General features: G+C 59.7%; 20 protein-coding genes. 6 read left to right on the forward strand and 14 right to left on the reverse strand.

Features of this window, described 5'->3' with window-relative positions:
• Positions 1-201: 201 nt before the first annotated feature.
• Genes ACTHV6_RS06490 through ACTHV6_RS06510 form a run of 5 tightly spaced genes read left to right on the forward strand, consistent with a single transcriptional unit; the run spans position 202 to position 7,843 of the window.
• On the forward strand, positions 202-1,671 hold the full coding sequence (locus ACTHV6_RS06490; RefSeq protein WP_441386470.1) for a cytochrome ubiquinol oxidase subunit I: 1,470 nt from the start codon (positions 202-204) through the stop codon (positions 1,669-1,671).
• Between the two features lie 13 nt (positions 1,672-1,684).
• Positions 1,685-2,815, forward strand: coding sequence for a cytochrome d ubiquinol oxidase subunit II (cydB, locus tag ACTHV6_RS06495; RefSeq protein ID WP_441386471.1), 1,131 nt, complete (start codon positions 1,685-1,687; stop codon positions 2,813-2,815).
• A 3-nt stretch (positions 2,816-2,818) separates the two neighbouring features.
• A complete protein-coding gene (gene cydD, locus ACTHV6_RS06500; protein WP_441386472.1) occupies positions 2,819-4,489 on the forward strand; it encodes a thiol reductant ABC exporter subunit CydD in 1,671 nt (556 codons plus the stop codon).
• Positions 4,486-6,231, forward strand: a complete 1,746-nt coding sequence (gene cydC / locus ACTHV6_RS06505; protein ID WP_441386473.1) for a thiol reductant ABC exporter subunit CydC — start codon at positions 4,486-4,488, stop codon at positions 6,229-6,231. The genes cydD and cydC overlap by 4 nt, the downstream gene beginning before the upstream one ends.
• On the forward strand, positions 6,224-7,843 hold the full coding sequence (locus tag ACTHV6_RS06510; protein ID WP_441386474.1) for a GAF domain-containing sensor histidine kinase: 1,620 nt from the start codon (positions 6,224-6,226) through the stop codon (positions 7,841-7,843). Before cydC ends, ACTHV6_RS06510 begins: the two co-directional genes overlap by 8 nt.
• On the opposite strand, the gene ACTHV6_RS06515 is transcribed toward ACTHV6_RS06510, so the two are convergent.
• From ACTHV6_RS06515 to ACTHV6_RS06560, 10 genes are all read right to left on the reverse strand, one after another.
• Positions 7,840-9,237 (reverse strand): NAD(P)(+) transhydrogenase (Re/Si-specific) subunit beta, encoded by a 1,398-nt coding sequence (locus ACTHV6_RS06515; RefSeq protein ID WP_441386475.1) that lies wholly within the window; start codon positions 9,235-9,237, stop codon positions 7,840-7,842. The two genes, ACTHV6_RS06510 and ACTHV6_RS06515, sit on opposite strands and share 4 nt — an antisense overlap.
• Positions 9,238-9,246: 9 nt before the next feature.
• Complete coding sequence (locus ACTHV6_RS06520; RefSeq protein WP_441386476.1) at positions 9,247-9,525, reverse strand: NAD(P) transhydrogenase subunit alpha; 279 nt, start codon at positions 9,523-9,525, stop codon at positions 9,247-9,249.
• Complete coding sequence (locus tag ACTHV6_RS06525; RefSeq protein WP_441386477.1) at positions 9,525-10,667, reverse strand: hypothetical protein; 1,143 nt, start codon at positions 10,665-10,667, stop codon at positions 9,525-9,527. Before ACTHV6_RS06525 ends, ACTHV6_RS06520 begins: the two co-directional genes overlap by 1 nt.
• Positions 10,668-10,728: 61 nt before the next feature.
• The gene (locus ACTHV6_RS06530; RefSeq protein ID WP_441386505.1) at positions 10,729-11,343 is read right to left on the reverse strand and encodes a response regulator; all 615 of its coding nucleotides are present in this window, start codon (positions 11,341-11,343) and stop codon (positions 10,729-10,731) included.
• Positions 11,344-11,370: 27 nt separating this feature from the next.
• The gene (rnc, locus tag ACTHV6_RS06535) at positions 11,371-12,177 is read right to left on the reverse strand and encodes a ribonuclease III (RefSeq protein ID WP_441386478.1); all 807 of its coding nucleotides are present in this window, start codon (positions 12,175-12,177) and stop codon (positions 11,371-11,373) included.
• Entirely contained in the window at positions 12,174-12,731 is a 558-nt protein-coding gene (locus ACTHV6_RS06540; RefSeq protein WP_441386479.1) for a YceD family protein, read from the reverse strand. The genes rnc and ACTHV6_RS06540 overlap by 4 nt, the downstream gene beginning before the upstream one ends.
• Entirely contained in the window at positions 12,722-13,342 is a 621-nt protein-coding gene (locus ACTHV6_RS06545) for a hypothetical protein (RefSeq protein WP_441386480.1), read from the reverse strand. Before ACTHV6_RS06545 ends, ACTHV6_RS06540 begins: the two co-directional genes overlap by 10 nt.
• Complete coding sequence (gene coaD / locus ACTHV6_RS06550; protein ID WP_441386481.1) at positions 13,339-13,815, reverse strand: pantetheine-phosphate adenylyltransferase; 477 nt, start codon at positions 13,813-13,815, stop codon at positions 13,339-13,341. The genes ACTHV6_RS06545 and coaD overlap by 4 nt, the downstream gene beginning before the upstream one ends.
• A gap of 77 nt (positions 13,816-13,892) precedes the next feature.
• Complete coding sequence (rsmD, locus tag ACTHV6_RS06555) at positions 13,893-14,438, reverse strand: 16S rRNA (guanine(966)-N(2))-methyltransferase RsmD (protein ID WP_441386482.1); 546 nt, start codon at positions 14,436-14,438, stop codon at positions 13,893-13,895.
• Between the two features lie 23 nt (positions 14,439-14,461).
• Entirely contained in the window at positions 14,462-16,552 is a 2,091-nt protein-coding gene (locus ACTHV6_RS06560) for an ATP-dependent DNA helicase RecG (RefSeq protein WP_441386483.1), read from the reverse strand.
• 156 nt (positions 16,553-16,708) lie between these two features.
• Here ACTHV6_RS06560 and rpmB point away from each other — a divergent pair, with 156 nt between their 5' ends.
• A complete protein-coding gene (gene rpmB / locus ACTHV6_RS06565; protein ID WP_109093195.1) occupies positions 16,709-16,900 on the forward strand; it encodes a 50S ribosomal protein L28 in 192 nt (63 codons plus the stop codon).
• A gap of 68 nt (positions 16,901-16,968) precedes the next feature.
• On the opposite strand, the gene ACTHV6_RS06570 is transcribed toward rpmB, so the two are convergent.
• From ACTHV6_RS06570 to ACTHV6_RS06585, 4 genes are read right to left on the reverse strand one after another with little or no spacing between them, the layout of a single operon-like run.
• Positions 16,969-18,672 carry a discoidin domain-containing protein gene (locus ACTHV6_RS06570; protein ID WP_441386484.1) on the reverse strand — a complete coding sequence of 568 codons (1,704 nt, stop codon included), beginning with the start codon at positions 18,670-18,672 and terminating at the stop codon, positions 16,969-16,971.
• A gap of 17 nt (positions 18,673-18,689) precedes the next feature.
• Entirely contained in the window at positions 18,690-20,051 is a 1,362-nt protein-coding gene (locus tag ACTHV6_RS06575) for a GntP family transporter (protein WP_441386485.1), read from the reverse strand.
• Positions 20,048-20,950: an NAD(P)-dependent oxidoreductase gene (locus ACTHV6_RS06580; RefSeq protein ID WP_441386486.1), complete on the reverse strand. Its 903-nt coding sequence runs from the start codon at positions 20,948-20,950 to the stop codon at positions 20,048-20,050. Before ACTHV6_RS06580 ends, ACTHV6_RS06575 begins: the two co-directional genes overlap by 4 nt.
• Before the next feature lie 28 nt (positions 20,951-20,978).
• Positions 20,979-22,394 carry a four-carbon acid sugar kinase family protein gene (locus ACTHV6_RS06585; RefSeq protein WP_441386487.1) on the reverse strand — a complete coding sequence of 472 codons (1,416 nt, stop codon included), beginning with the start codon at positions 22,392-22,394 and terminating at the stop codon, positions 20,979-20,981.
• Between the last annotated feature and the right edge of the window lie 11 nt (positions 22,395-22,405).

Genomic DNA, 22,405 nt, shown 5'->3' on the forward strand with positions numbered 1-22,405 from the left:
GAAAGTCCCAGCGGTGACGGCATGAGCATCGCGATTGGCGCGCTGAGGCGCGAATCGAGCAGTTTCGGGCGCCCAGCCACGGACCGTCTCCCGAAGAACCGCCCACGATTCCGGTGATATATGAGGAATACCAACGGATTATTCTGTTAGAGTAATGCGGAACTTAGTCCTTATTTCCTAGGCCATCCGAAAGGTGCTCACGTGCTAGAAGCCCTAGATCTTGCCCGGTGGCAGTTCGGAGTCACAACGGTTTATCACTTCTTGCAAGTGCCGTTGACGATCGGACTCGCCACCCTCGTGGCCATCATGCAAACAAAAGCCCGCAAGACCGGTGATCCTAAATGGCAGCGAGTCACCGATTTCTTCGGCAAAATCCTCATCATCAACTTCGCTCTTGGCGTTGCCACAGGCATCGTCCAAGAGTTCCAGTTCGGCATGAACTGGTCAGAATATTCGCGCTACGTTGGCGATATCTTTGGTGCGCCACTGGCGTTTGAGGCCCTGCTCGCGTTCTTCCTCGAATCCACGTTCCTCGGACTATGGATCTTTGGAAAGGACCGCCTCTCTCCCAAGGTGCACAACCTCTCAATCTGGCTGTTCGCCTTCGGCACCGCCATTTCCGCCTTCTTCATTCTTGCCGCTAACGCGTTCATGCAGTACCCGGTTGGTGCCGTTGTGAACCCGGAGACCGGCCGGGCCGAGTTGGACGGCATGGGAGGCTTCCTGCGCGTGCTGTTCAACGAAACGTCACTGTTCCAGTTCGCTCACACTCTGTTTGCAGCCTTCTTGGTTGCTGGAACGTTTGTGGCAGCGATTTCCATCTGGTGGATGTCACGCTCCGTACGCGTGACAGGAAACGAGAAGGAAGCTCGCGCCTACTGGAAGCCCACCGCCAAGATTGGCCTCACCGCCATGCTCATCGCCTCAATCGGCGCGATTGGTACTGGCCACTTCATGGGGCAACACGTCATCGATATCCAGCCAGCCAAGGGTGCGGCGATGATGGGAACCATGGAGTCCGGGGAAGCCCACGAGCTCACACTGCTCATGGATACCCGAGACACCGATGGCTACCAGCTCCTCCTGCCGATTCCCGGTGTGGAATCGTTCATGGCCACCAACCACTTCACCGGCGAGGAGTCCTTCCTTCCTGGCCTAGATGATGTCAACGCTGAGCTTCAGGAGAAGTATGCGGACGTCTATGGCGAAGATCAGGACTACCGCCCGAACTTGACGGTCACGTTCTACTCCTTCCGAGCCATGATGGGCATCGGCTTCGCGATGCTGGCCGTTTCCCTTCTCGGGTTCTGGCAGATCAAGGGATCCAAGATCAATAGAGCTGAAGGCTGGGGGAAGTTCTGGCTGTGGATGATCCCGCTGCCGTTCTTGGCCTCCAGCTTTGGCTGGATTCTCCAGGAGATGGGCCGCCAGCCATGGGTCGTAGTACCCGGCGAAAACAACGTCATGCTGTTGACCAATCTGGGCGTGTCCAGTTCGGTGAGCGCGGCATCTGTGTTGATCTCCATGGTTGCCTTCACGGCCTTGTACACCGGCCTTGGCGTCATCTGGATCGCTCTGATCCGGCGATACGCGCTCGAAGGAATCAATACCAAGAGCAAGGTCGTGGAATACGATTCCACGGCCAACGCCCAACCGAACTTCGTTTACTGATCGGGGTAGCCTCATGGATCTCTCATTCATTCAACTTCTCTGGTTCATCCTCATCGCCATACTCTTTATTGGCTATGTGGCCCTCGAGGGCTTCGGCTTCGGCGTTGGTATCCTCCTCAAGGGACTTGCCCGCAATGAAAAGGAGCGGCGTGCCGCTCTGAATGCCATCGGCCCTCACTGGGACGGCAACGAGGTATGGCTCATTACCGCCGGCGGCGCCATGTTCGCGGCATTTCCGGAGTGGTACGCCACGATGTTCTCTGGCATGTACCTTGCACTGGTGCTCATCCTCGTGTGCCTGATTTTCCGGATCTGCGCGCTCGAGTGGCGCAAGATGATCAACACTGAGCGGTGGCGCAACTCGTGGGATTGGATCAATTCAACCGTTTCCTTGCTTGTTGCCATCCTGTGGGGCGTTGCCTTCTCGAACCTCGTGCAAGGCATGCAGATCGAAGTTGGCCACTACGAAGATGGGGCGTTCCAAGCCGTTCCCGTGGATCAGGTCAACACCTCCCTTGACGCGGTTGACAAGCACTTCCTCACGGGCGGGTTCTTCTCCTTGCTCACTCCGTTCACCGTTCTTGGTGGCGTCATGATGTTGCTTCTGTTCATCTCCCACGGCGCGCTGTTCCTCTCGATCAAGACCGTTGCTGGCGATTTCCACAATCGGGCACTGGCTCTGGCAAAGAACACGATGGCGGTAGCCATCGTTGCTGTAGTGGCATGGGCTCTGTGGGCTCAGCTCAGCTACACCAACAACGCGATCTCGTGGATCCCGCTGGCTCTTACGGCAGTGGCGTTCGTGGCGGCGTGGTTCTTCGTACAGAAGGGCAGCGAGGTGAAGGCATTCGTTGCACACTTCATCGGGCTGGCTCTGGCCGTCGTGTTCATCTGGTTCACGATCTTCCCCGATGCGATGAAGTCCGCCATCGATCCGGCCTACTCGCTGACCCTTGTGCAGGCATCTGCCACGGCGCCTACGCAAACGATCATGACCATCGCGGCCCTTGTGTTTGTGCCGATCATCCTTGGCTATACGATCTGGGCGTACAAGGTGTTCGCCAAGCGGATTGATGTCTCGGATATCCCTGAACAAGCAACCGGCATCGATTTCAAGCAGATCCGATCATTCGATAACGTATAGCAAGTGAAGCCACTAGATAAGCGTCTACTTGCCTACGCACGAGGAGCCCGGTCTTACATCGGGCTCCTCGTGCTAACGGGCCTTCTTCTGGCGGGGTTGGTGATCGCGCAGTCCCTGCTCATCTCCGGCAGCATCGCCCCCGTCATTGACGGCTCGAAGTCCTTCCGTGATGTCGCCAATCTTGTTGCCATCTTGGCTGCCGTGTTCGCATGCCGCTTGATCGTCACCTATGTTCAAGAGGCGTACGGCCACCGCGCCGCGCTACGTGTGATTGCCGATCTTCGTACTCAGGTGATCCGCCATGCCGGCAATCAGGGTTCGCGATGGCTCTCCAGGGGCCGCACTGCCTCCACCGTCACGCTGGCAACGGAAGCGCTCGATGATCTCGAGCCATACTTCGTCAAGTTCCTTCCGCAGATGATCCTCACCGCCACGGTCACACCCTTCACTCTTGCCGTCATTCTGTGGCTCGATTGGATCAGTGCCATTGCGATCCTCATCTGTTTGCCACTCATCCCAATCTTCATGATCCTTGTGGGCAGGATGACTCAGGCCGATTCGCAGTCTCGGCTCAAATCCATGGAGCGACTCTCCCAACAACTGTTGGACCTGCTGGCCGGCCTTGCCACTCTCAAGGCTCTGGGACGCGAGCAAGCCCCACGCCGCCGGGTCAAGGATCTCGGCGAGGATTACGCAGATAAAACGATGCGGACCCTGTATACGGCGTTCCTTTCCGGCGCGGTGCTGGAGTTCTTGGCCACTCTTTCCACCGCCCTTGTTGCCGTGGAAGTTGGCCTCAGGCTGGTGTACGGAAACATCGGCCTGTTCGCTGGGCTGGCCATCATCATGCTCACCCCCGAAGCTTTCAAGCCACTGCGCGAAGTAGGCTCCCAGTTCCACGCTTCCGCCGATGGCGTTGCCGCCTGCCAAGCAGCCTTCGATATTTTGGACGAGCCAATCGGCGATTCCAGCACTCCTGCCGCTCAAACAGTCCCCGCACCGGACCTGCGAACCTCCACGATCGAGATCAGCAACCTCAGCGTGAGGGCTCCCGGGCGTGCGACGATCGCCCCAGAGCATCTCAGCGCGAGTATCGGCCCCGGCACCATCACAGCTCTTCAAGGTCCCTCCGGATCGGGGAAATCCACGACGGCCTCCGTCCTGTTACAGCTGGTAGAGCCTTCCGATGGGGGGATCACCGTTGGCGGCATCGAGCTCTCCTCAATCGATCGTGAATCACTGTGGCAACAAGTCACGTGGGTTCCTCAGCGTCCCGTCATTGTTCCCGGAACGGTGCTAGACAACCTCGATATCGATGCCACGGAATCCTCCGCCTCTCGCGACAGGGCCGCCGAACTCACCGGCTTCGATAGCGTTGTTGCCTCCCTGCCCGAGGGATGGAACACTCAGCTTGGCCACGGCGGTGTGGGCCTGTCGGTAGGACAGCGCCAACGGCTCGCTTTGACCCGCGCTCTCATCGCCCCGCGGCCGCTCGTGATCCTAGACGAGCCCTCGGCACACTTGGACGCGATGAGCGAGACCTTCGTAGCTGCTGCAGTGCGCGAGCTTGCCGCACGTGGCTCCACAGTTCTTGTGATCGCCCACCGCAACGCTATCGTGGAACTGGCAGGAAACGTCATCACGGTTGAAGCAAACACTGCGAGGGCACAATGATCTCCACTATCCGCCGCGCCGTTCGCCTTCTTGATATCTCCAAGCTGGGGTTCGTTCTTTCGGTTCTGGCCGGTTCGGCAGGACTCATGTGTTCAGTTGGCCTTGCGGCCGTTTCCGCCTGGCTCATCGCCAAGGCATCGCAGATGCCACCTGTCCTCGATCTGGCGGTTGCCGCCACAACTGTCCGCGCTCTTGGCGTGGGTAAAGCCGTGTTCCGCTATCTCAATCAGATCGCCTCTCACCGCGTGGCTCTGTACGGCATGGCGAACCTCCGATCAACCGTGTACTCTACACTCGCCGATTCGCCAACTGACGTTGTCACCTCCGTTCGCCGCGGCGATCTGTTGGCCCGCACGGGCCGCGATGTAGATTCCGTGGGCGATATTCTCGTGCGAGCCCTCCAACCAACAACCGTGGCCGTGGTTGTCTCCATCTTCTCCGTAGGCCTGGTCAGCTGGCTATCGCCAGTCATTGGCCTCGTGGTTGCTGGCGGCCTGCTGATCTCCGGGCTAGTTGGCCCCCTATTTGCCATGCGCGGTGCGCGGCTCGCCGAGGAGGATCAGATTCGCGATCAGGCGGAACTGGCTGCTCAATCGCTCGCAATGCTCGAATCGGCCGAAGAACTTCGAGTTTCGGGCCGCCTGCAGGCCATGGAGGAGGCAACGCAAGCCACCGAGAAGCGTATCTTTGCCAATCGTGACCGTGCCGCCAAACCCAATGCTCTGGCACCCGCCTTGGATCTGCTGGGCATGGGAATCACCGTGACGCTGGCGATCATCATCGGCACGCAGCAGGTGGCCTCCGGCGCGCTCACGCCTATTGAACTCGCGGTTGTTGTGCTCACTCCCCTTGCGGCCTTTGAAGCTACTCAGGCCCTCGCCAAGGCGGGTGTACAGCTGGTGATTTCAGCCAGCGCCGCCACCCGGATCTTCTCCCTGCTAGATCGCGCGACCGCCGAGCGGAACATCCCCGAACGCCCGGCAGATACCAGCCAAACGGGGCTGACTGCAGACGATCTGGTGATCGGCTGGCCGGACGGACGCGACGTTGCGGGTCCCCTTCATCTTCACGTCCAGCAGGGGCAGTCTCTGGCGATCGTGGGCCCGTCAGGGATCGGGAAAACCACGCTGCTGTACACGCTAGCTGGCATGCTCTATCCGCACGCCGGTCATGCACGCCTGAATGGCCAAGAGATTTCCTACCTCCCGAGGCACGAGGTATCGGCTTCCCTCACACTCACCACTGAGGATGCTCACCTCTTCGAATCCTCGGTTCTTGAGAACCTTCGGGTAGCCCGCGATTCGGTGAGCGAAACTGAGGCTGAAGAACTGCTCACTCGCGCAGGGCTGAGCAGCTGGCTCGCCCAACTCCCCCACGGCGTCCACACATCGCTGGGCTCCGAGGCTGCCACCGTGTCCGGCGGTGAGCGGCGGCGCCTGCTGCTTGCCCGAGCGCTCGCTGCCCCCGGCGAATACCTCCTCATCGACGAACCGGGCGAGCACCTAGATCCAGAAACCGCAGACAATCTGATCCGCGATCTTCTTCGTTCGGGACATCACCCCGATCCGGCCAAATCGCGTACGGTGGTACTTGTGACACATCGCTTGGCACCACTTGATGCCGCAGACCGCATCGTTTTCCTGTCCGAAGATTCGGCCACAGCGGGAACGCATGAGGAACTATCCGATCTTGTCCCGGAGTATCGATGGTCCGTTCGTCAGGAAGGAATCGTCCATGGCTGACCTTGCTCGAGTCATTACACGTGCTCTTGAACTGACGACTAGGCTGGACCAGCAAGCTGCCCTGCAGTCCTTTGTGGATTCGGCCATTGAGGTCACGGGCTGCAAGTATGGAGCCCTCGCCGTGCTCGATTCGCGCGGCGAAACTCTACAATTTGTGTTCTCCGGCATCGAACCATGGTTAGCCGAAAAGATCGGAACACCGCCAAAGGGTCACGGCCTACTAGGCGAGATCCCCGATGATCACTACATCATCGTCAACAAGATCAACGGCGGGCACTATCCGCCCAACCATCCCCACCTTCACAACTTCTTGGGCGTTGCCATCCGCATTCAGGATCGCGTGTTTGGACGGCTCTACCTGTCAGACAAACCGGGCGGCTTTACGGACGAGGACGGCAACAGCATGCAGCTGCTCGCCCAAGCCGCCGCCATCGCGGTTGAGAACTCCCGCCTGTACGCCGAATCCAATACGCGCGCCCAGTGGATTGCCGCCTCACGCGCCATCACCACTGCGCTATTGGAAGGCACGGACGAAGAGGAAGCGCTCCAACTGATCGCACGCCAAATGCGCCGCGTCTCCATGGCGGATGCCGCCCTGATTGTGTTGCCTTCAGTGGGCGATACGTGGGCGTGCGAGATCTGCGATGGCGAATACGCCAAGGATCTCATCGGCGTTGAATTCCCTGCCGCCGGCCGCGCACAAACCGTTATCCGCGAAGGAACCGGCCTCGTGGTGGATGCCATGACGCGCCAAAAGAACCTCTTGGTACCCGAGCTGGCACGCTTTGGAGCCGCCCTATACGCCCCCATGATGGCCAAGGGCACCCCCGAGGGCGTCATCGTCCTCCTCCGCGATATTGGCAAGCCGGAATTCGATCTGGCCGATCTATCCATGGCGGAGAACGTGGCGCGCCAAGCCGCGCTCGCGCTCGAACTAGCGGGCGCCCGGCTCACTCAGGCCAAGGCAGATCAGCTAGAGGATCGCGCCCAGATTTCCCGCGACCTCCACGATTTCGCTATTCAACAGCTCTTCGCCTCGGGCATGGAGCTCTCCGCAGTGCGCAACGATCTGGCCGAGCAGGCCGTTCCCGGATCAGTTCTCGAGGGACTGGATAAATCGATCAACTCGATTGACGAATCGGTCCACCAGATCCGCCAAATCATCTACTCGCTCCGCGATCCTCAGGCAACCGTTCCCGTGGTAGAGCGAATCCATCGCGAGATCGCCACAGCCACAGGATCACTCGGCTACGGACCCAGCCTAGACATCCGCAATTTAGGTGAGGAAATCACCTCAGGATTGCATACGGAAGTTGATGACGAACTGGGCTCCGATCTGGCGGACGACGTTGTGGCGGTCATCCGTGAATGCCTCTCCAACGTTGCGCGCCACGCCCACGCCACGGCGGCCAGCGTGGATATCCGGATCGAGAATCACCGCATCGAAATCCGCATCACGGATAACGGCGAGGGCGTCAAAACTGAACTCTCACGCCGCTCAGGCATCTCCAACCTTGCGGCGCGTGCGCGACGCCATCACGGTACCTTCTCCATTCGGCCCAATCAGGAGGGCCCGGGAACCCGAGTGGAGTGGACGGCAACGATAGCCTAGACGTCTTTCAGCGCCGAGAGCACAGCGGACAGTGACGCTTTGGCATCACCGAAGAGAAGCTGTGTTTTGGGAGAAAACAGCAGCTCGTTCTCAATCCCCGCGAATCCAGGGCGCATCGAACGCTTGAGGAAGATGACCTGACCAGCAGCTTCGGCATCGATGATCGGCATACCGTAAATCGGGGCCGAGGGATCCGTTCGGGCAGCCGGGTTGACCACATCGTTGGCACCGACAACCACAACCACGTCCGTTGATGGCATTCCCGGATTGACATCATCGGCTTCAATCAGCAGATCGTAGCCAACATTGGCCTCCGCGAGTAGGACGTTCATATGGCCAGGCATTCGGCCAGCCACCGGGTGAATACCATAAACGGCATCCACACCACGCCCACGAAGCACGTCAACCAACTCGGAGACGGTCTGCTGGGCCTGAGCAACCGCAAGCCCGTAGCCGGGCACCACAACCACCCTGCGGGCGTAGGCGAGGGTAACCGCCACATCATCAGCGGTCGCGGTGCGGACGGGACGATCGGAAGCCTCGGTGCTCCCGGATGTTGAGCCACCTTTGAGGGCACCAAACAAGATGCCGGCAACGGGCCGTCCCATGCCCTTGGCCATCGCGAGCGTGAGCATTGTGCCAGCCGCACCGATCAAGGTGCCACCCACCAGAAGGAGAACATTGTCCACAGCCCATCCGGTCGCGATAACAGCGAGTCCGGTGGTTGCGTTGAGTAGCGAAATGACGATCGGAACATCGGCACCGCCAACAGGCAGAACAAGCAGCACTCCGAACGCAGCGGCCGCAACCAGCGTCACTATTCCTAGCCACACCTGGCCGCTCACGGCTACTGCTATCGCAAACCCAATCGTCAAGGCAACTGTGGCGATGAACCAGATGCGTGCACCGGGCACCACCAGTGGCCGCGCGGTGATCCAGCCTTGTAGTTTGAGGAACGTGACGATCGAACCGGTGAACGTCAGCGCACCGATGGCAATCCCAACCGCTGTGGCCACTTCGTTGGCCGAAGTGCCCGCATCAGCCTGTGCGGCGAGTCCAGCTAACTCGATCACGCCCACGAGCGCTGCGGCACCACCGCCAATTCCATTGAACAACGCCACGAGCTGCGGCATGTTCGTCAGGGCAACGCGGCGTGCTACCGGAACCGAAATGGCCGAACCAACGGCAATCGTGACTAGGACAATCCACAGGTTCGAGCCCTCGAAGTCCGTTGACAGAAGCACGATGAGAACAGCGAGCGCGGCGCCGATGGCACCGATGGCGTTTCCACGCCGGGCTGTTCGGGGCGATGAGAGCCCTTTGATGGCAAGGATGAAACATACGGCGGCAATGAGGTAGCCGAGCGCCGTGATCGGACCTGGAAGGAGATTCATGCGCGAGCCTCATCCCTTCCGGCTGAACATCTCGAGCATTCGGTCTGTTACCACAAACCCACCTACGAGGTTGATTGTGGCAAACAGTACGGCGAACACGCCTAGAACTATCAGTAAGGGTGACGTGGCGTTGGCAATACTCGCAATCGCCCCGACAAGGATGATGCCGCTGATCGCGTTGGTTCCGGACATAAGCGGCGTGTGGAGCCGCGATGTCACTTTTGAAACCACCTCAGCACCCACGAAACCGGCAAGCACCAGCAACGTCAGTGTTGTCATGGGATCCATCAGTTGATCTCCTCTTCTTCCCCAACACGGACCATCAGGCCGGCAAGGATGTCATCATCCAGATTGATCTGTAGCTCTGGCTCTCCACCATTGTCCGGAGCGACCGTCAGAATCTCGATGACGTTGCTGACGTTCTTGGCGTACAAGCGCGATGCATCGGCAGGCAGATCGCCTGGCGCATTGGCGATGCCCACAACCGTGACGTTGCCTCCCCCGCGTGAAGATGGCACCAGAACGTCCTCACCGGTTCGCGATCCCTCAACGTTGCCACCTGTACTTGCTGCTAGATCGATGGCAACCGAACCGGGGCGCATCGCAGCCACCATCTCGGTAGTAACCAGCCGCGGTGCCGAACGTCCGGGCACCGAAGCGGTAGTGATGAGTATGTCAGCCTCCGCGATATATGGGGCAATTGCTTGCTTTTGTGCATCCGCATCCGATGTGCCGAGCGAACGAGCATAACCTCCCGCGGTTTGGGTGTCACCAACACCTGCTTCAATGAACGTTGCTCCGACAGAACGGACCTCTTCGGCGGAACTCGGGCGGATATCGTTGGCAGATACCGTGGCACCAAGCCGGCGTGCAGTCGCGATCGCTTGTAGGCCCGCAACGCCCACCCCGAGCACAACCACCTTCGCTGGTGGTACCGTGCCAGCGGCCGTCATGGACATCGGCAGGAAACGCGGCAATCGTGTAGCCGCCTCGAGAACAGACCGGTAGCCAGCTGCAAGGGCCTGACTGGAAAGAACATCCATTGATTGCGCCCGTGACGTGCGTGGCAGCTGCTCAAACGCCAGTGGTTGAACCCCGGCGGAGGCGAACGCGGCTCGGCGCTCATCGTCAAGGGCACCAAGCAGACCAAGCGTGATTGCGCCCTTGCCCAACAGCGCTAACCTCTCTGCGGTGAGCGGTGCGACGTGGGCAAGGAGATCCGCCTCACCTAAAGCTGTGGCGAGCGGAGCACCTTCACGTACGTGGGCACCAGCATCTTCGTACTCAGGATCCGAGTAAAAGGAACGGGTTCCGATACCGGACTGCACGACCACGCGATGACCCCCACGAACCAGTGCGCGCACGGTTTCGGGTGTCAGAGCGGCTCGTGTCTCCCCATCGGATTCTCTTAGGGCGACGACGTTGCTCACCTAATCGACTGTAACGTGCACCATATGTGCTAACTAGGACTTTAGCCCCACCGCACAGCGCCTAGTTACGCCACCCTGCGGCGCGCTGCCCGGCAACCCAAGCAGCCACCTGCGTGCGCCGCTGCAGGCCCATCTTGGACAGCAGCGAGGTGATGTGGTTCTTCACGGTCTTTTCCGCAACACCAAGCTTCTCCCCGATCTCGCGGTTGGAGAGGCCATCACCGATCAGGTCCAGCACCTTGCGCTCGGACGGGGTCAGATCCGCGGTGGGATCATCGTGATCCGCGCGGCGGCGGGACACTGTGCGCTCGTCCAGCAAGGTCCGGCCAGCTGCCACTGCACGAATGTTCTCCGTGATCTCGGCACCTCGCACTGACTTCAGAAGATAGGCCTTAGCTCCGGCAGTGAGGGCTTCGGCAAGGGCGTCGTCGTCGTCAAACGACGTCAACACAACACAACGCGTAGCCGGGGAAACCTCGGCCAACTGCTGAATAATATCGATTCCCGTACCATCAGGAAGCCTCAAATCAACGAGGGCAACCTCGGGGTGTACAAGCGCACCACGGCGCACAGCTTCGGATACGCTTCCGGCTTCGGCAACAACGGCCAGCCCCTCCGCGCGGTCCACAACTTCGGCGATGCCTCGCCGCACTACCTCATGATCGTCAATAATCATGACGCGGATATCATCAGAAGCCACGTTTTACCCCTCTCGTTTTTCTACCACATTGAATTGTGCCACATTTGGGCTATTCAGGCTGTCAGGCCCGGCCTGATCGGATTCCACCTGATCTGCCCGCACGGGCGCGCCCTGCTCCCCGCTCTGCTCAGGGATATCCTTGACTAGCTGGCGGTAGGAGGCCTCGGCGGCGGCGTGGCGGGCGTTCTTCTGATTCGAACCCGTCCCACTCCCCCACCTGCGCCCGTCCATATGGGCCACGGCGGTGAACACGCGTGCGTGATCCGGCCCCTCACTGGTCATATCGAACGTCATGGTTCCCTCGGCCCCGCGCGCGTGGGCCACCTCTTCGAAGCTGGTCTGCCAGTCCAAGTTCGGGCCCAAAAGGCTGGCATCCATAATCTTCTGATCCACCAGCCGCTCGACGATCGCGCGCGTTGGCTCAAACCCATGCTGCAGATAGGTGGCGGCGATCAACGCCTCCATTGTGTCCGAAAGGATCGAATCCTTCTCACGCCCGCCGCTCTTGGCCTCACCCTTGCCAAGCCGTATGAACTGCCCCAGTTCCAGCGCCCTCGCAATATCCGCGAGCCCCTTCTCCGAGGCCGCATACCACTTGATCTGCGTCAGGTGCCCTTCGGGCAGGTCCGGGAAATCGCGGTAGGCGCGTTCGGCAACGATCAGGTTCAGCACCGAATCGCCCAGAAACTCGAGGCGCTCATTATGTGGCTCATCATGCTCAAACGCGAAGCTCCGGTGCGTGAGCGCGCGCCGAAGCAGGGGGCGATTAATCTCGATACCCCACCTGGCGATCAGATCGCGGTAGCTCACTCCTGGTCCTGCTCCTGCTCCATTTGCTCCTGAAGAGCCGCGAGCCCCTCAAAGCGCGGATCGAAGTGATCATGGTGGTGATCGGCGGGCAGATCGTCCCATCGCTCCCCACAATCGGGGCACAGCCCCGGGCAATCGGGCCGGCAGAGCGGGCGGAACGGCAAATTCGGCACAATCGAATCGCGCAGAATGGCCTCAAGATCGAAGGAATCATCCACGATCTCCTGAGACTCCTCCACCTCCTCATCGCCCTCTTCCACAAAGGCGGCCTTCCGCTCGGGGTAGTACACGAGTTCGGTGATTGGTTCACTGTGATCGTAGGCGAGATCGCGCAGGCACCTAGCGCACTGTCCCTCGAGGTGAATATCAGCGTTGCCTTGGATGAGGACTCCCTCGGCTACCGATTGCAGCACAAGATCGATGTGCATCGGCGAACCTTCTGGGGCCTTCAAGAGTTCCAGCCCGAATTCCGGTGGCGCGGGAACGTCATCCACCCACGGCAGCGCCGAGCCTTCCTGACGCGGCAGGCTCGCAACTGACACGGTTAATCCCATTCTTCTTCCTCACCTTGTTCTTGCTGGCTGCCGTTTTCATTCTCGTTGCCGTCATCGCTATTGCGGCCGGACAGCACGTTACGTCCAGCCATAATTTGGCCAACCAACGTATCAATGTGGCTCTGCGCGGTGTGGTTGAGCGAATCGAGCTCATTGCCAATTGCGGAGACCTGCTCCTGAAGGGCCAGCAACGAATTGTCGGAGTATGTATCTGCTCCGGCGCCAAGCTTATCGGCATGAGACTTGGCATCGTCCACAATACGCTGAGCGCGAGCCTTCGCCGCGATCGTGATGGCGTCTTGGGAGACGAGGCGCGCGGCCTGCTCCCGCGCTTCGGCGATCGTATCCTCGGCGTCCTTGTTAGCCCGCTCCAGAATATCGTCCGCGCGTTCCTGCGCCTGGGATCGCATTCCCTCGGCGTCAGCCAACATGCTGTCCGCCGCCACGATCTGATCCGGAACCTGATCGCGGGCGGTTGCCAAAAGATCGAGAACCTCGGAACGGTTCACCATCGCTGATGCGGACATCGGGACGGATCTCGCCTCCGTGATCACATCCGTTAGTTCGTCGAGGATCGCCACCAGCGATGCACCCTCAGATTCCGTATTCATCGGTTCTCCTTCTCACGTAATGCCTCCGCCACGTGGGACGGCACTAGATCATCAATTTTACCGCCGTGGTGCGCCACGTCTTTCACCATGGACGAGGCGATGTGTCCCATCGCCGGATTACCCATGACGAACACCGTTTCAATACCTGTCAGGTGCCTGTTCATGAGGGCCATCGCCTGCTCGCCATCAAAATCGGCCGCGCCGCGCAGGCCCTTGACGATCACTGAGGCTCCCACCTCCGCGCAGAACTCGGCCATCAGGCCGGAGTAGGGCACCACACGCACAGTGGGGCGGTCCGCAACCGCTTGCCTGACGAGCTCCACGCGTTCGTCCGCCGCGAAGAGGTACTTTTTCGCGTGATTCTGGGCCACCACAACGATCACCTCGTCGAACATGGCCGCCGCACGGTCGATCACGTCCAGATGGCCAAGCGTCACGGGATCATAGGATCCGGGGCACACGGCTATAGTCATGGCTTTAGCCTACTGGGATCGTGGCGCGGTTCCGGGCTTTTGTGGACAGTGTTTTGCCGACGACGACGAAGCCTTCCCTACAGCGGCACAACCTGACCGGTCCATGCACGTGTATCTCCCCACTTCTTCTGGTGCGTCAGTTTGATCCCAGCTGGCCACTGCGGTTCCGGGGAACGCGAGGAGCGCTCCACCACGATGGCGGCGTCCTCCGCTAGGTGCGGGAGGAGTCCGGCGAGGATCTGAGCGAGCTTTTCTTCCTCCAGATCGTACGGCGGATCGATGAACGCCAGATCGAAGGCGCGGTTGGGCGGCTGCTTCACCCACGTTTCCACCTTCTGGTGGCTGAGCGTGACAGGCAGGCCCTGTGCGTTGGCGCGGATCAGTGCGGCGGCCTTGGGTGCGAACTCCACGCACTCGACGTACACGGCGCCTCGTGAGGCGGCCTCGATGCCCAACGCACCCGAACCTGCGTACAGATCCAGCACCTCGCAGCCCTCGATGAACCCGCGATGTTCGAGGCTGGAAAACAAGGCCTCGCGCACCCTCTCGGAGGTGGGCCGCGTTCCAGAAGGCGGTACCTTGAGCACTCGCCCCTTGGCGCTACCAGCAACAATTCGAGTCATTGACCCTTCCCTTCCACAACCGCCTACCCCTTCTCCAAGTATTCGGCGCGCTCTAGGCGTTCCACCTCGGCCGTCAGTGCTGGCGGGAGCGGCTTCTCAACAAGATCGCGTGCCGCCGTTCGCGCCTGCTCGATAATGTCCGTGTCCCGGAGGACGGAGAGAAACTGGAGGTGGGAGATTCCACCGGATTGGCTGGCACCGAGCACATCGCCCTCGCTACGCAGGCGCAGATCTTCTTCGGCAAGCACAAAGCCATCGGTTGTGGAGGCGAAGGCCTCAAGCCGAGCTTTGGCCAACGTCCCATCCGGTACGCCGGTCACGGCAAGGCACAAGCCCGGGGCAGTTCCGCGCCCGATGCGTCCGCGGAGCTGATGGAGCTGGGAAAGCCCGAACCTGTCCGCATCCATGATCACCATGAGGGTGGCCTCGCGAACATCTACCCCCACTTCAATCACCGTGGTGGATACAAGCACGGGGATGCGTCCGGAGGCGAACTCCTCCATCGCGCCGGTTTTTTCGTCTTGGCTCAGCTGGCCGTGGATCATGCCGATCTCTATGCCCGCCAACGCAGGATCGGCCCGAAGCGCAGCCGCGATCTCCACCACGGAAGCCTGCCCCTCTTCGGGTTCGATGCGTGGGCACACCACGTAGGCGCGGCCCCCGCCGTCAACTTCCTCGCGGGTTCGCTGCCATACGCGTTCCATCCACAGCTGGTTCGCCGCCGGCACGATCGTTGTGGAGATTCCCGCGCGCCCAGCCGGAAGCTCCCGCAACGTGGAAACATCCAGATCTCCGAACACGCTCATAGCGATCGTGCGGGGAATCGGCGTGGCCGTCATGACCAGCGTGTGCACGCCGGAAGCCAGCCGATCGCGCTGGTCCACGCCGAAGCGATGCTGTTCGTCAATCACGGCTAGCCCGAGGAATGGAATCTGCACGTCCTCGGACAGGAGGGCGTGGGTGCCAACGATTAGCCCCGCTTGTCCGGAGGCAATACGCGCGAGGGTTCGCCGGCGCTGGGCCGCCGTGAGAGATCCCGTGAGGATCTCCAGTCCCACATCCAGCACATGTTCGGGGCCAAGCATGGCTTCGATGGTCCGCAAATGTTGCCACGCCAGAACCTCCGTTGGAGCGAGGAGAGCCGCCTGCCCTCCCCCATCGATCACCTGAAGCATGCCGCGCAACGCCACCACGGTCTTACCGGAGCCAACATCGCCTTGGAGGAGGCGCTGCATGGGGACCTCGCGCGAAAGATCGGCGGCGATCTCTTGGCTGACCTTTTGCTGGCCCGCGGTCAGAGTGAAGGGTAGAGCTTCATCGAATGCCTGACGTAGCTTGCCGTCTTGGCTTGGATAGGCCGTGACGGAATGCTTGCGTGCTTGCCGCCCACGCTCCGCCAATGCCGTCTGGAGCACTACCGCCTCTTCGTGCTTCATACGCAGTTGCGCCCGTTTCCACGGTTCTTCTTCCTGCGGATGATGGAGGACAGTGATGGCCTCAAACAAGCTGGGTAACCCATGCGCCGCCCGATAGCCTTCCGGAAGAGGATCGGGGAAATCGGCTTCCGTGAGCGTTGGCAGAACCGTGCCCACCGCTTTTTCGATCTTCCACGAAGGAACCTTCTCGGCAGCATGGTAGATCGGAATGGGCCTGCCCATCTTCTCCGAATCCGGCTCATCGTATTCCGGATGAGAGAGCTGGAGTTGGCCGCGATAAGAGCTGACGGTGCCCGAAAAGGTGGCGACGGTGCCAGAGGTCAGTTGCCGCTCGTGGTACTGAAGCGGGCGCGGGTTCTTCGCAAAGAATGTCAGGGACAGATCGTTCTCACCATCCGTCACTTCGACGGTCAGAATGAAGCCGCGGCGGGAATTCATCGGGCGTAGGTTCGTGGAAAGCACCCGCGCAATGACGGTGACGGCGTCGCCCTCGCTCACCTGCGAGATCGGCATCAGTTCGCCGCGCTTGGCAAGCCGAAATGGAAAATGGTACACAAGGTCGCGAACCGTCGCGAGGCCCAGCTTGGCCAATGCGTTCGCGCTTCGTTTTCCGAGAACGCGTTCGAGGGGGCGTGAAAGCCCCGTCCAATCGTCACTTGCTACTGCGCCTGCCACCACTGCTCCTTTCCGGTGCAATCCTACAGGTGCGCTATACCACTGATAACTCGGTTGGTCATGCGGCGTGAGCGTGGATATACTAGTCCAGTTGCCATTCGTGAGAATGGTGTCTAGGAGACGCCGCTGGCGTCCCGTCAGCGATTGAAGGAGATAACCGTGGCCTCTGTATGCGACGTCTGTGGCAAGCACCCCAGCTTCGGCAAGAGCGTCTCGCACTCCCACGTGCGTACCAGCCGCCGTTGGAACCCGAATATTCAGCGTGTCCGCGCCATTGTTAAGGGCGCCCCGAAGCGTTTGAATGTCTGCACCTCTTGCCTCAAGGCAGGTAAGGTTCAGCGGGCAATCTGAGCGAGAATTTAAAAGGGTCGCACTCAACGGTGCGACCCTTTTTCTATGCCCGCCTCACCGGGCTCCAATCATTCAAACTCGTAGTACAGGGAATCCGGATCTGCGAGTTCTTCCAGCTCCTCACCTGTCATATCCGGATCTATCGGGTCAACCGGTTCGCCTAGAGCTGGCCGATCGGCGCGGTTCTGAGCAAACATCCAGTCCCCCAAACGCGGGTCGTCATACGCCAGAAGCCATGACGAGTGAGTGCTTGAAGCCACGTCTGAGATCACGTCTGGTAAGTAGACCGTCAGCCGTGGCGAAGCGCCCTCACCCCTCAGGGCATTGATCATGGCCAGTGTTTTCTCGAATGGTCGAATATCATCGTCATACGCTTGAAGCTCCCACATAGGGATGTGGGCGTATTGCTCAACGTAGGGGACAACAGTATCGATAACCGTGGGGCCACCTCCAACAGGATTATTTGGTCCTCCAGCAACCGGTATCAACGCCGCAAAGAGATCCGGGTAGAGTATGGACACATTCAGCAGCCCTTCGGCTCCGATTGACAGGCCCGTGCCATACACGCGATCTGCATCGCCACCGCGGGCGGCAACGATCTCGTCCATGAGCTCTGCCAAGCCCTCCATCACATCTGGATCTCGCCACAGCTTATCCTGAGGGATTTGTGGGGCAACGACGATCGCCTGATTTCCACCCTCTTCCGATTCTGAGGCCCAACGTACGGCACCTTCACCCTTGGTGGCCCCGAGATGCTGTGCGGCGTCAGTTCCCCGCTCCCCACTGCCGTGCAAGAACAGCACAACAGGTAGCGGGCCCTCGGAGGATTCGGGCACATAGAGCCGGTACGGCAACGAAACATTCTCGCCCACATACTCTTCATAGGTGAAAAGGCTCTCGTCGGAGAGCTGCCCGAACACGTTGAGATCGGCTACCTCTCCTTTGTCAACGGTGACTCGAACTGCAGTGGCTTGTGACGGTGATACATAGCGGTCAAGCCGATTTCCCTCGACGTCTGCCACATCGATTTCTTGCCACTGCTCCCCGTCCTCGCTCGTTTCAAGAGTGACGTGTGATGGAGAGTCACTGCCAAACGTGAGCGACCAACGATGCACAACTGTTGGCCGGTCCAGATCAATCGTGAGTGTTGTAGGTTCCGTCGCGGCGAATACTGTTTCCGTGTCACCGTCGGTGGCGAGAGCCGCATCGTCCGGATTGGTACTCGCGATGATCTCTGCCTTGAGAATAGCGGCATCGAATACATCTGCCCGCTGGCCTTGCATTAACTCGTCAGCTACGTCAGTAACATCCCGGTCCTGCGTAGCAACGTGGGTGCGCAGCCCAACAGCGTTCGCGTCCGAAACCTCACCTGACGTGAGGCCGATACCTGCAAACATCGCCGGGTAGTGCTCGTCGATGGCACCGACAATTGAATCCGCATCATCGCTCATCGCAATTGCGTAAACTTGCGTATCTGAAATGCTATTTTCAGCCCGCGCGTCGAAAACTGCCTCTGAAACCTCGCCTGCATCGGAGTCCGCAGAAACTTGGAGCACAACCGCTGGCGAACCGATCTCATCACTCTCTGGCGAAAGCTCCTCGTCAGTGTCACCTGCTACGAGTATGAGGGGCCACCCGTCTTCCGGCGCTTCTCCTTCTGGAACTCTCAGGTCAACTCCACTGGATTCGGGTGTACTCGTACAGGCCGACGCCACGAGGGCCGTGACCATCAATACGGCCATGAAGGAGCCGCGAAATGTCCTATGAATCATCTTGGATCTCCTGTGAATCAAACAATCTGGAACACTCCCCACGTGATGAGGAAGCCCGTCACACCACAAATCGTTGTGAGCACGGTCCACGTCTTCAAGCCGTCAGCCACACTCAAGCCTAGATACTTTGTCACGATCCAGAAGCCCGAATCGTTGATATGAGACAGGCCCAAACTACCGAAGCCAATCGCCAGCGTGATCAGCGCAGTTTCCACGGGCGAATAACCTCCTTGGGAGATTGCCGTAGACAGCAGTCCCGCCGTTGTCAGGATGGCAACAGTTGCAGACCCCTGTGCGGCTCGCAGAGCCTGAGAGATCACGAATCCCGCCACAATGGTTGGCATTCCGATGGCCGTCAGGGAGCTGGCGAGGGAATCGCCGATTCCTGACTCTACTAAGACGTTGCCGAATGCACCGCCGGCACCCGTCACAAAGATGATGACGGCAACCATGGGCAAAGCTGAATCGGCAACCGAGCTCCGCTTCGCCTTGTTCCAACGCGCCTTGCGGCCCACCACCACATACGCCACAAGCAAGCCAAGCAACAAGGCCGTAGCTGGAGCACCAATGAATTGCGCAATCGGCATCAGCGAATTGCCTTCATCGAGCACAGTTTGCAGGGTTGAACCGATCATGATCAATGCAATGGGCAACACGATGAGTCCAACAACAGTCCCTGCAGAGGGCACGCTCCGCGTAGTACCTTCAGTAGGCTGGTCCTCGCCAGATTCCAACGCCTCGGAAGCTGGAGATTCTCTCAGAACGATCTTGTCCACCTTGAACAGCTTCGCGGCGAAGAATCCAATAACTCCCACAATTGCGGAGATCGCTAGTCCGATAATGGTCACTAACCCCACGTCCGCGTTCACTTGAGCGGCCGCGGCCACCGGCCCTGGATGCGGGGGCAATGTGACGTGCACTGTCAACAGAACCGCACCCACCGGCAACCCAATTCTGATGGGGTTGATATTCGAGATCTTTGCAAATCCAAACACCAGCGGAGCCAAGATAATGAAACCAACATCGAAGAACACCGGAATACCCAGAATGAACGCTGCGATGGTAACCGCCGCGATCACGCGCTTGGCTCCAAGCTTCGCTGTGAAGGTTCGAGCTAAGTGATCGGCACCCCCGGACACCTCGATCATCCGGCCCAACATAGACCCAAGGCCCACGACGATGGCAACAGAACCCAGCGTGTTTCCCATCCCGTCAATGAGGGTAGGTACAACACTTTCGATCGGTATCCCCGTGACGATGGCAGTTCCCATCGCAACAAGTAGCAGGGCCACAAAGGCTGGCAATTCAAGCTTGATCACAAGGATGAGCAGGACAATGACGGCGGTAACAGCCGTCAGTAGTAGAGCGGTGGTGCTCATTCGGCGTTACCTTTGCGCTCAGGGGCAATCACCGTGATGACTGAGGAATCGTCCTTCGCGCCATTGCCGCTGGCTTCGGCAATCACATAGAGATTCTCCGCTGCGGCAGCGATCGGCGTGGCAACACCAGCTGACCGGGCTGCACCATTGACGATCCCCATATCCTTGGTGAAGATGTCGATACGGCTCTTCACTTCGGCACCGCCCTCGTCGTAGGCTTCCAGCATGCGTGGCCCGCGGTCCCCAAGCATAAAGCTCTGTGCAGCGCCGGCCCCCAGTGTTTCCAGAGCCACCTTGGCATCAAGGCCAAGCGCATCCGCGAGTGCCAATGCTTCGGCACCCGCGGCAATATGAACGCCGCACAGAAGTTGATTGACTGTCTTCATTGCTTGGCCATCGCCCGCGTTCTCACCGATACGTACCAGCGTGGAGGCAAGATGATTCAGTGTGTCCAATGCGCTGTTGTATGCCTCATCGCTTGCACCAACAACAATCAATAGATCACCCGTACCTGCCCTGACGGGACCGCCAGAAACTGGTGCATCAACAAGGTGAATCCCATGGGCAACTAGTTGTTGACCCACCTCGCGTACCGCCTCTATTCCCACTGTGGAGGTCAAGATGATGGTAGCGCTGTCTGGTAGGACGGCCACTACGCCGTCGTCGCCAAAAAGCGCCGAATCAAGCTGGACTCGGTTGCGGACGGCCAAAAGAACGATATCTGCGCCGTCGGCGGCGGCACGCGCCGAATCAAACCCGGCCACGCCAGCCTCATTCGCGAGTGCCACACGATCAGAGGCGATATCGAAGGCGCGAACCTCAAACTTTTCGGCCAGTCTGGTGGACATGGGCAGTCCCATTGCCCCTAGCCCTAGAACTGCAATAGTTGGATTACTCATTGGTGATTCTCCTGTGAATTCGTATTTTCTAGTTGGAAAGCTTGTCGGCCACATCCGCGAGAGATTGATCGTTGCCCACGTTGCCCGCGAACACGATGTAGGGAATGCCCTGAGCCGGCCCGGCAATGGGCTCCCACAGGGAAACGATTCCCGGCAGCATCGGCCCGCGCACCATGGCCCGGCCAATCTCTAGTCCACGGGAAGCCACATCGGATGATGTGATCCCGCCTTTGGCAATGACGAAACGGGGTGGTGCCACGTCAAGGACTCGGCGCACTACCTCTACCACCGCATCCGAAACAAGGCGCGAAATGCGCAGCGAATCCTCTCCGTCACTCCCTTTAATCAGGGTGCGTGACGTTGATACCACCACGTTTCCGCTGTTGAGCGCGCTGGCGATCTTCTCCACCAACGCATCGAGGTGAGCTTGCCGGCCCTCCCCCAACACCTTTTCCACATCGATCTCGAACTCCGTTGGGGTGCGCCGCGCGCGCAAAGCATCGAGCTGGCGGGTTGTCAGTGCCACGTGCGAACCAATAACGATGAGACCACCATTGCCCGACTCGCTAGGACGAATCTCCGCTACGTCATCGGCGGTCAAAGGATCGATGACGGGCTGGCCGATCATCGCACGTACGAACGGGGGTCCTACCCGGAAGACGAATCGTTTGCCCGCCTGCTCGGCTGCGAAGATAGCGAGTGCGAGGGCCCTGATGTCCGTTTCTTCCACGCAGTCAGCAACCACCGGTTGTCCGTTGGCTAGGGAATTGAGAACGGCGACGACGGCGCCCTGATCAGTTCGAAGCTGGTCAAGACCAATTGAGGCAACACTGTCCTGGGCAATTCGCCCGCGGCTCTTCTCCTCAACCCACTCCTTTAGGTCCGAGCTCTCGTAGCCGAACGTCGAATCCTTGGCGAACTCTGTTTGGCCAACAGGCACGAAACCATCTGCGTCATTTCCGGCATAGTGAATGCCGCCAACGGTGATTCGCCCGGCATCCCCAAAGGCTGGTAGAACGATGACGCCGTCAATCGTGATATCCGCTTCTTTGAGCGTTTCGATGATGGTGTCCGGTTCGAGGGGAAAATGCCCGCGCAGCGTGGAGTCACTGCGCGAAACGAAATCCACCTCGATTCCCAGCTGCTTTGCGGCAGCCAGAGCCGCACCCACAACTTCGCGATTTCGCTCTGCAGCGTCATCAGGTCCAAGCGAACGCGAGTTCGTCATCACATAGACTGCCGGCGCTCCAGTTTCGAGTGCCCATTGCACGTCACTCTCACTCCACGAGTTCAGCACTGGAAGGTTGGCCACTGATTGTGTGCCCGTCGGGTCATCATCCAGCACAATCAGTTGCCGCGGCACCGCGCTGCGGGCTTCTTCCACCTCCTGTGCGCTCAGTTCGGCTGGAGCGGGATACCGGTTGGTGAGGTCACTTTTCTTCATGACACCGTCTT

Origin of the sequence: Ancrocorticia sp. (assembly GCF_052089425.1) — a bacterium.
Lineage (GTDB): Bacteria > Actinomycetota > Actinomycetes > Actinomycetales > Actinomycetaceae > Ancrocorticia.

Bases quoted from the DNA above. Each gene is read 5' to 3' on its own strand.
- cydB (WP_441386471.1), top strand. From the start codon at position 1,685: ATGGATCTCTCATTCATTCAACTTCTCTGGTTCATCCTCATCGCCATA.
- cydC (WP_441386473.1), top strand. From the start codon at position 4,486: ATGATCTCCACTATCCGCCGCGCCGTTCGCCTTCTTGATATCTCCAAG.
- ACTHV6_RS06510 (WP_441386474.1), top strand. From the start codon at position 6,224: ATGGCTGACCTTGCTCGAGTCATTACACGTGCTCTTGAACTGACGACT.
- ACTHV6_RS06515 (WP_441386475.1), bottom strand. From the start codon at position 9,237: ATGAATCTCCTTCCAGGTCCGATCACGGCGCTCGGCTACCTCATTGCC.
- ACTHV6_RS06520 (WP_441386476.1), bottom strand. From the start codon at position 9,525: ATGGATCCCATGACAACACTGACGTTGCTGGTGCTTGCCGGTTTCGTG.
- ACTHV6_RS06530 (WP_441386505.1), bottom strand. From the start codon at position 11,343: ATGATTATTGACGATCATGAGGTAGTGCGGCGAGGCATCGCCGAAGTT.
- ACTHV6_RS06540 (WP_441386479.1), bottom strand. From the start codon at position 12,731: ATGGGATTAACCGTGTCAGTTGCGAGCCTGCCGCGTCAGGAAGGCTCG.
- ACTHV6_RS06545 (WP_441386480.1), bottom strand. From the start codon at position 13,342: ATGAATACGGAATCTGAGGGTGCATCGCTGGTGGCGATCCTCGACGAA.
- coaD (WP_441386481.1), bottom strand. From the start codon at position 13,815: ATGACTATAGCCGTGTGCCCCGGATCCTATGATCCCGTGACGCTTGGC.
- rsmD (WP_441386482.1), bottom strand. From the start codon at position 14,438: ATGACTCGAATTGTTGCTGGTAGCGCCAAGGGGCGAGTGCTCAAGGTA.
- ACTHV6_RS06570 (WP_441386484.1), bottom strand. From the start codon at position 18,672: ATGATTCATAGGACATTTCGCGGCTCCTTCATGGCCGTATTGATGGTC.
- ACTHV6_RS06575 (WP_441386485.1), bottom strand. From the start codon at position 20,051: ATGAGCACCACCGCTCTACTACTGACGGCTGTTACCGCCGTCATTGTC.
- ACTHV6_RS06580 (WP_441386486.1), bottom strand. From the start codon at position 20,950: ATGAGTAATCCAACTATTGCAGTTCTAGGGCTAGGGGCAATGGGACTG.
- ACTHV6_RS06585 (WP_441386487.1), bottom strand. From the start codon at position 22,394: ATGAAGAAAAGTGACCTCACCAACCGGTATCCCGCTCCAGCCGAACTG.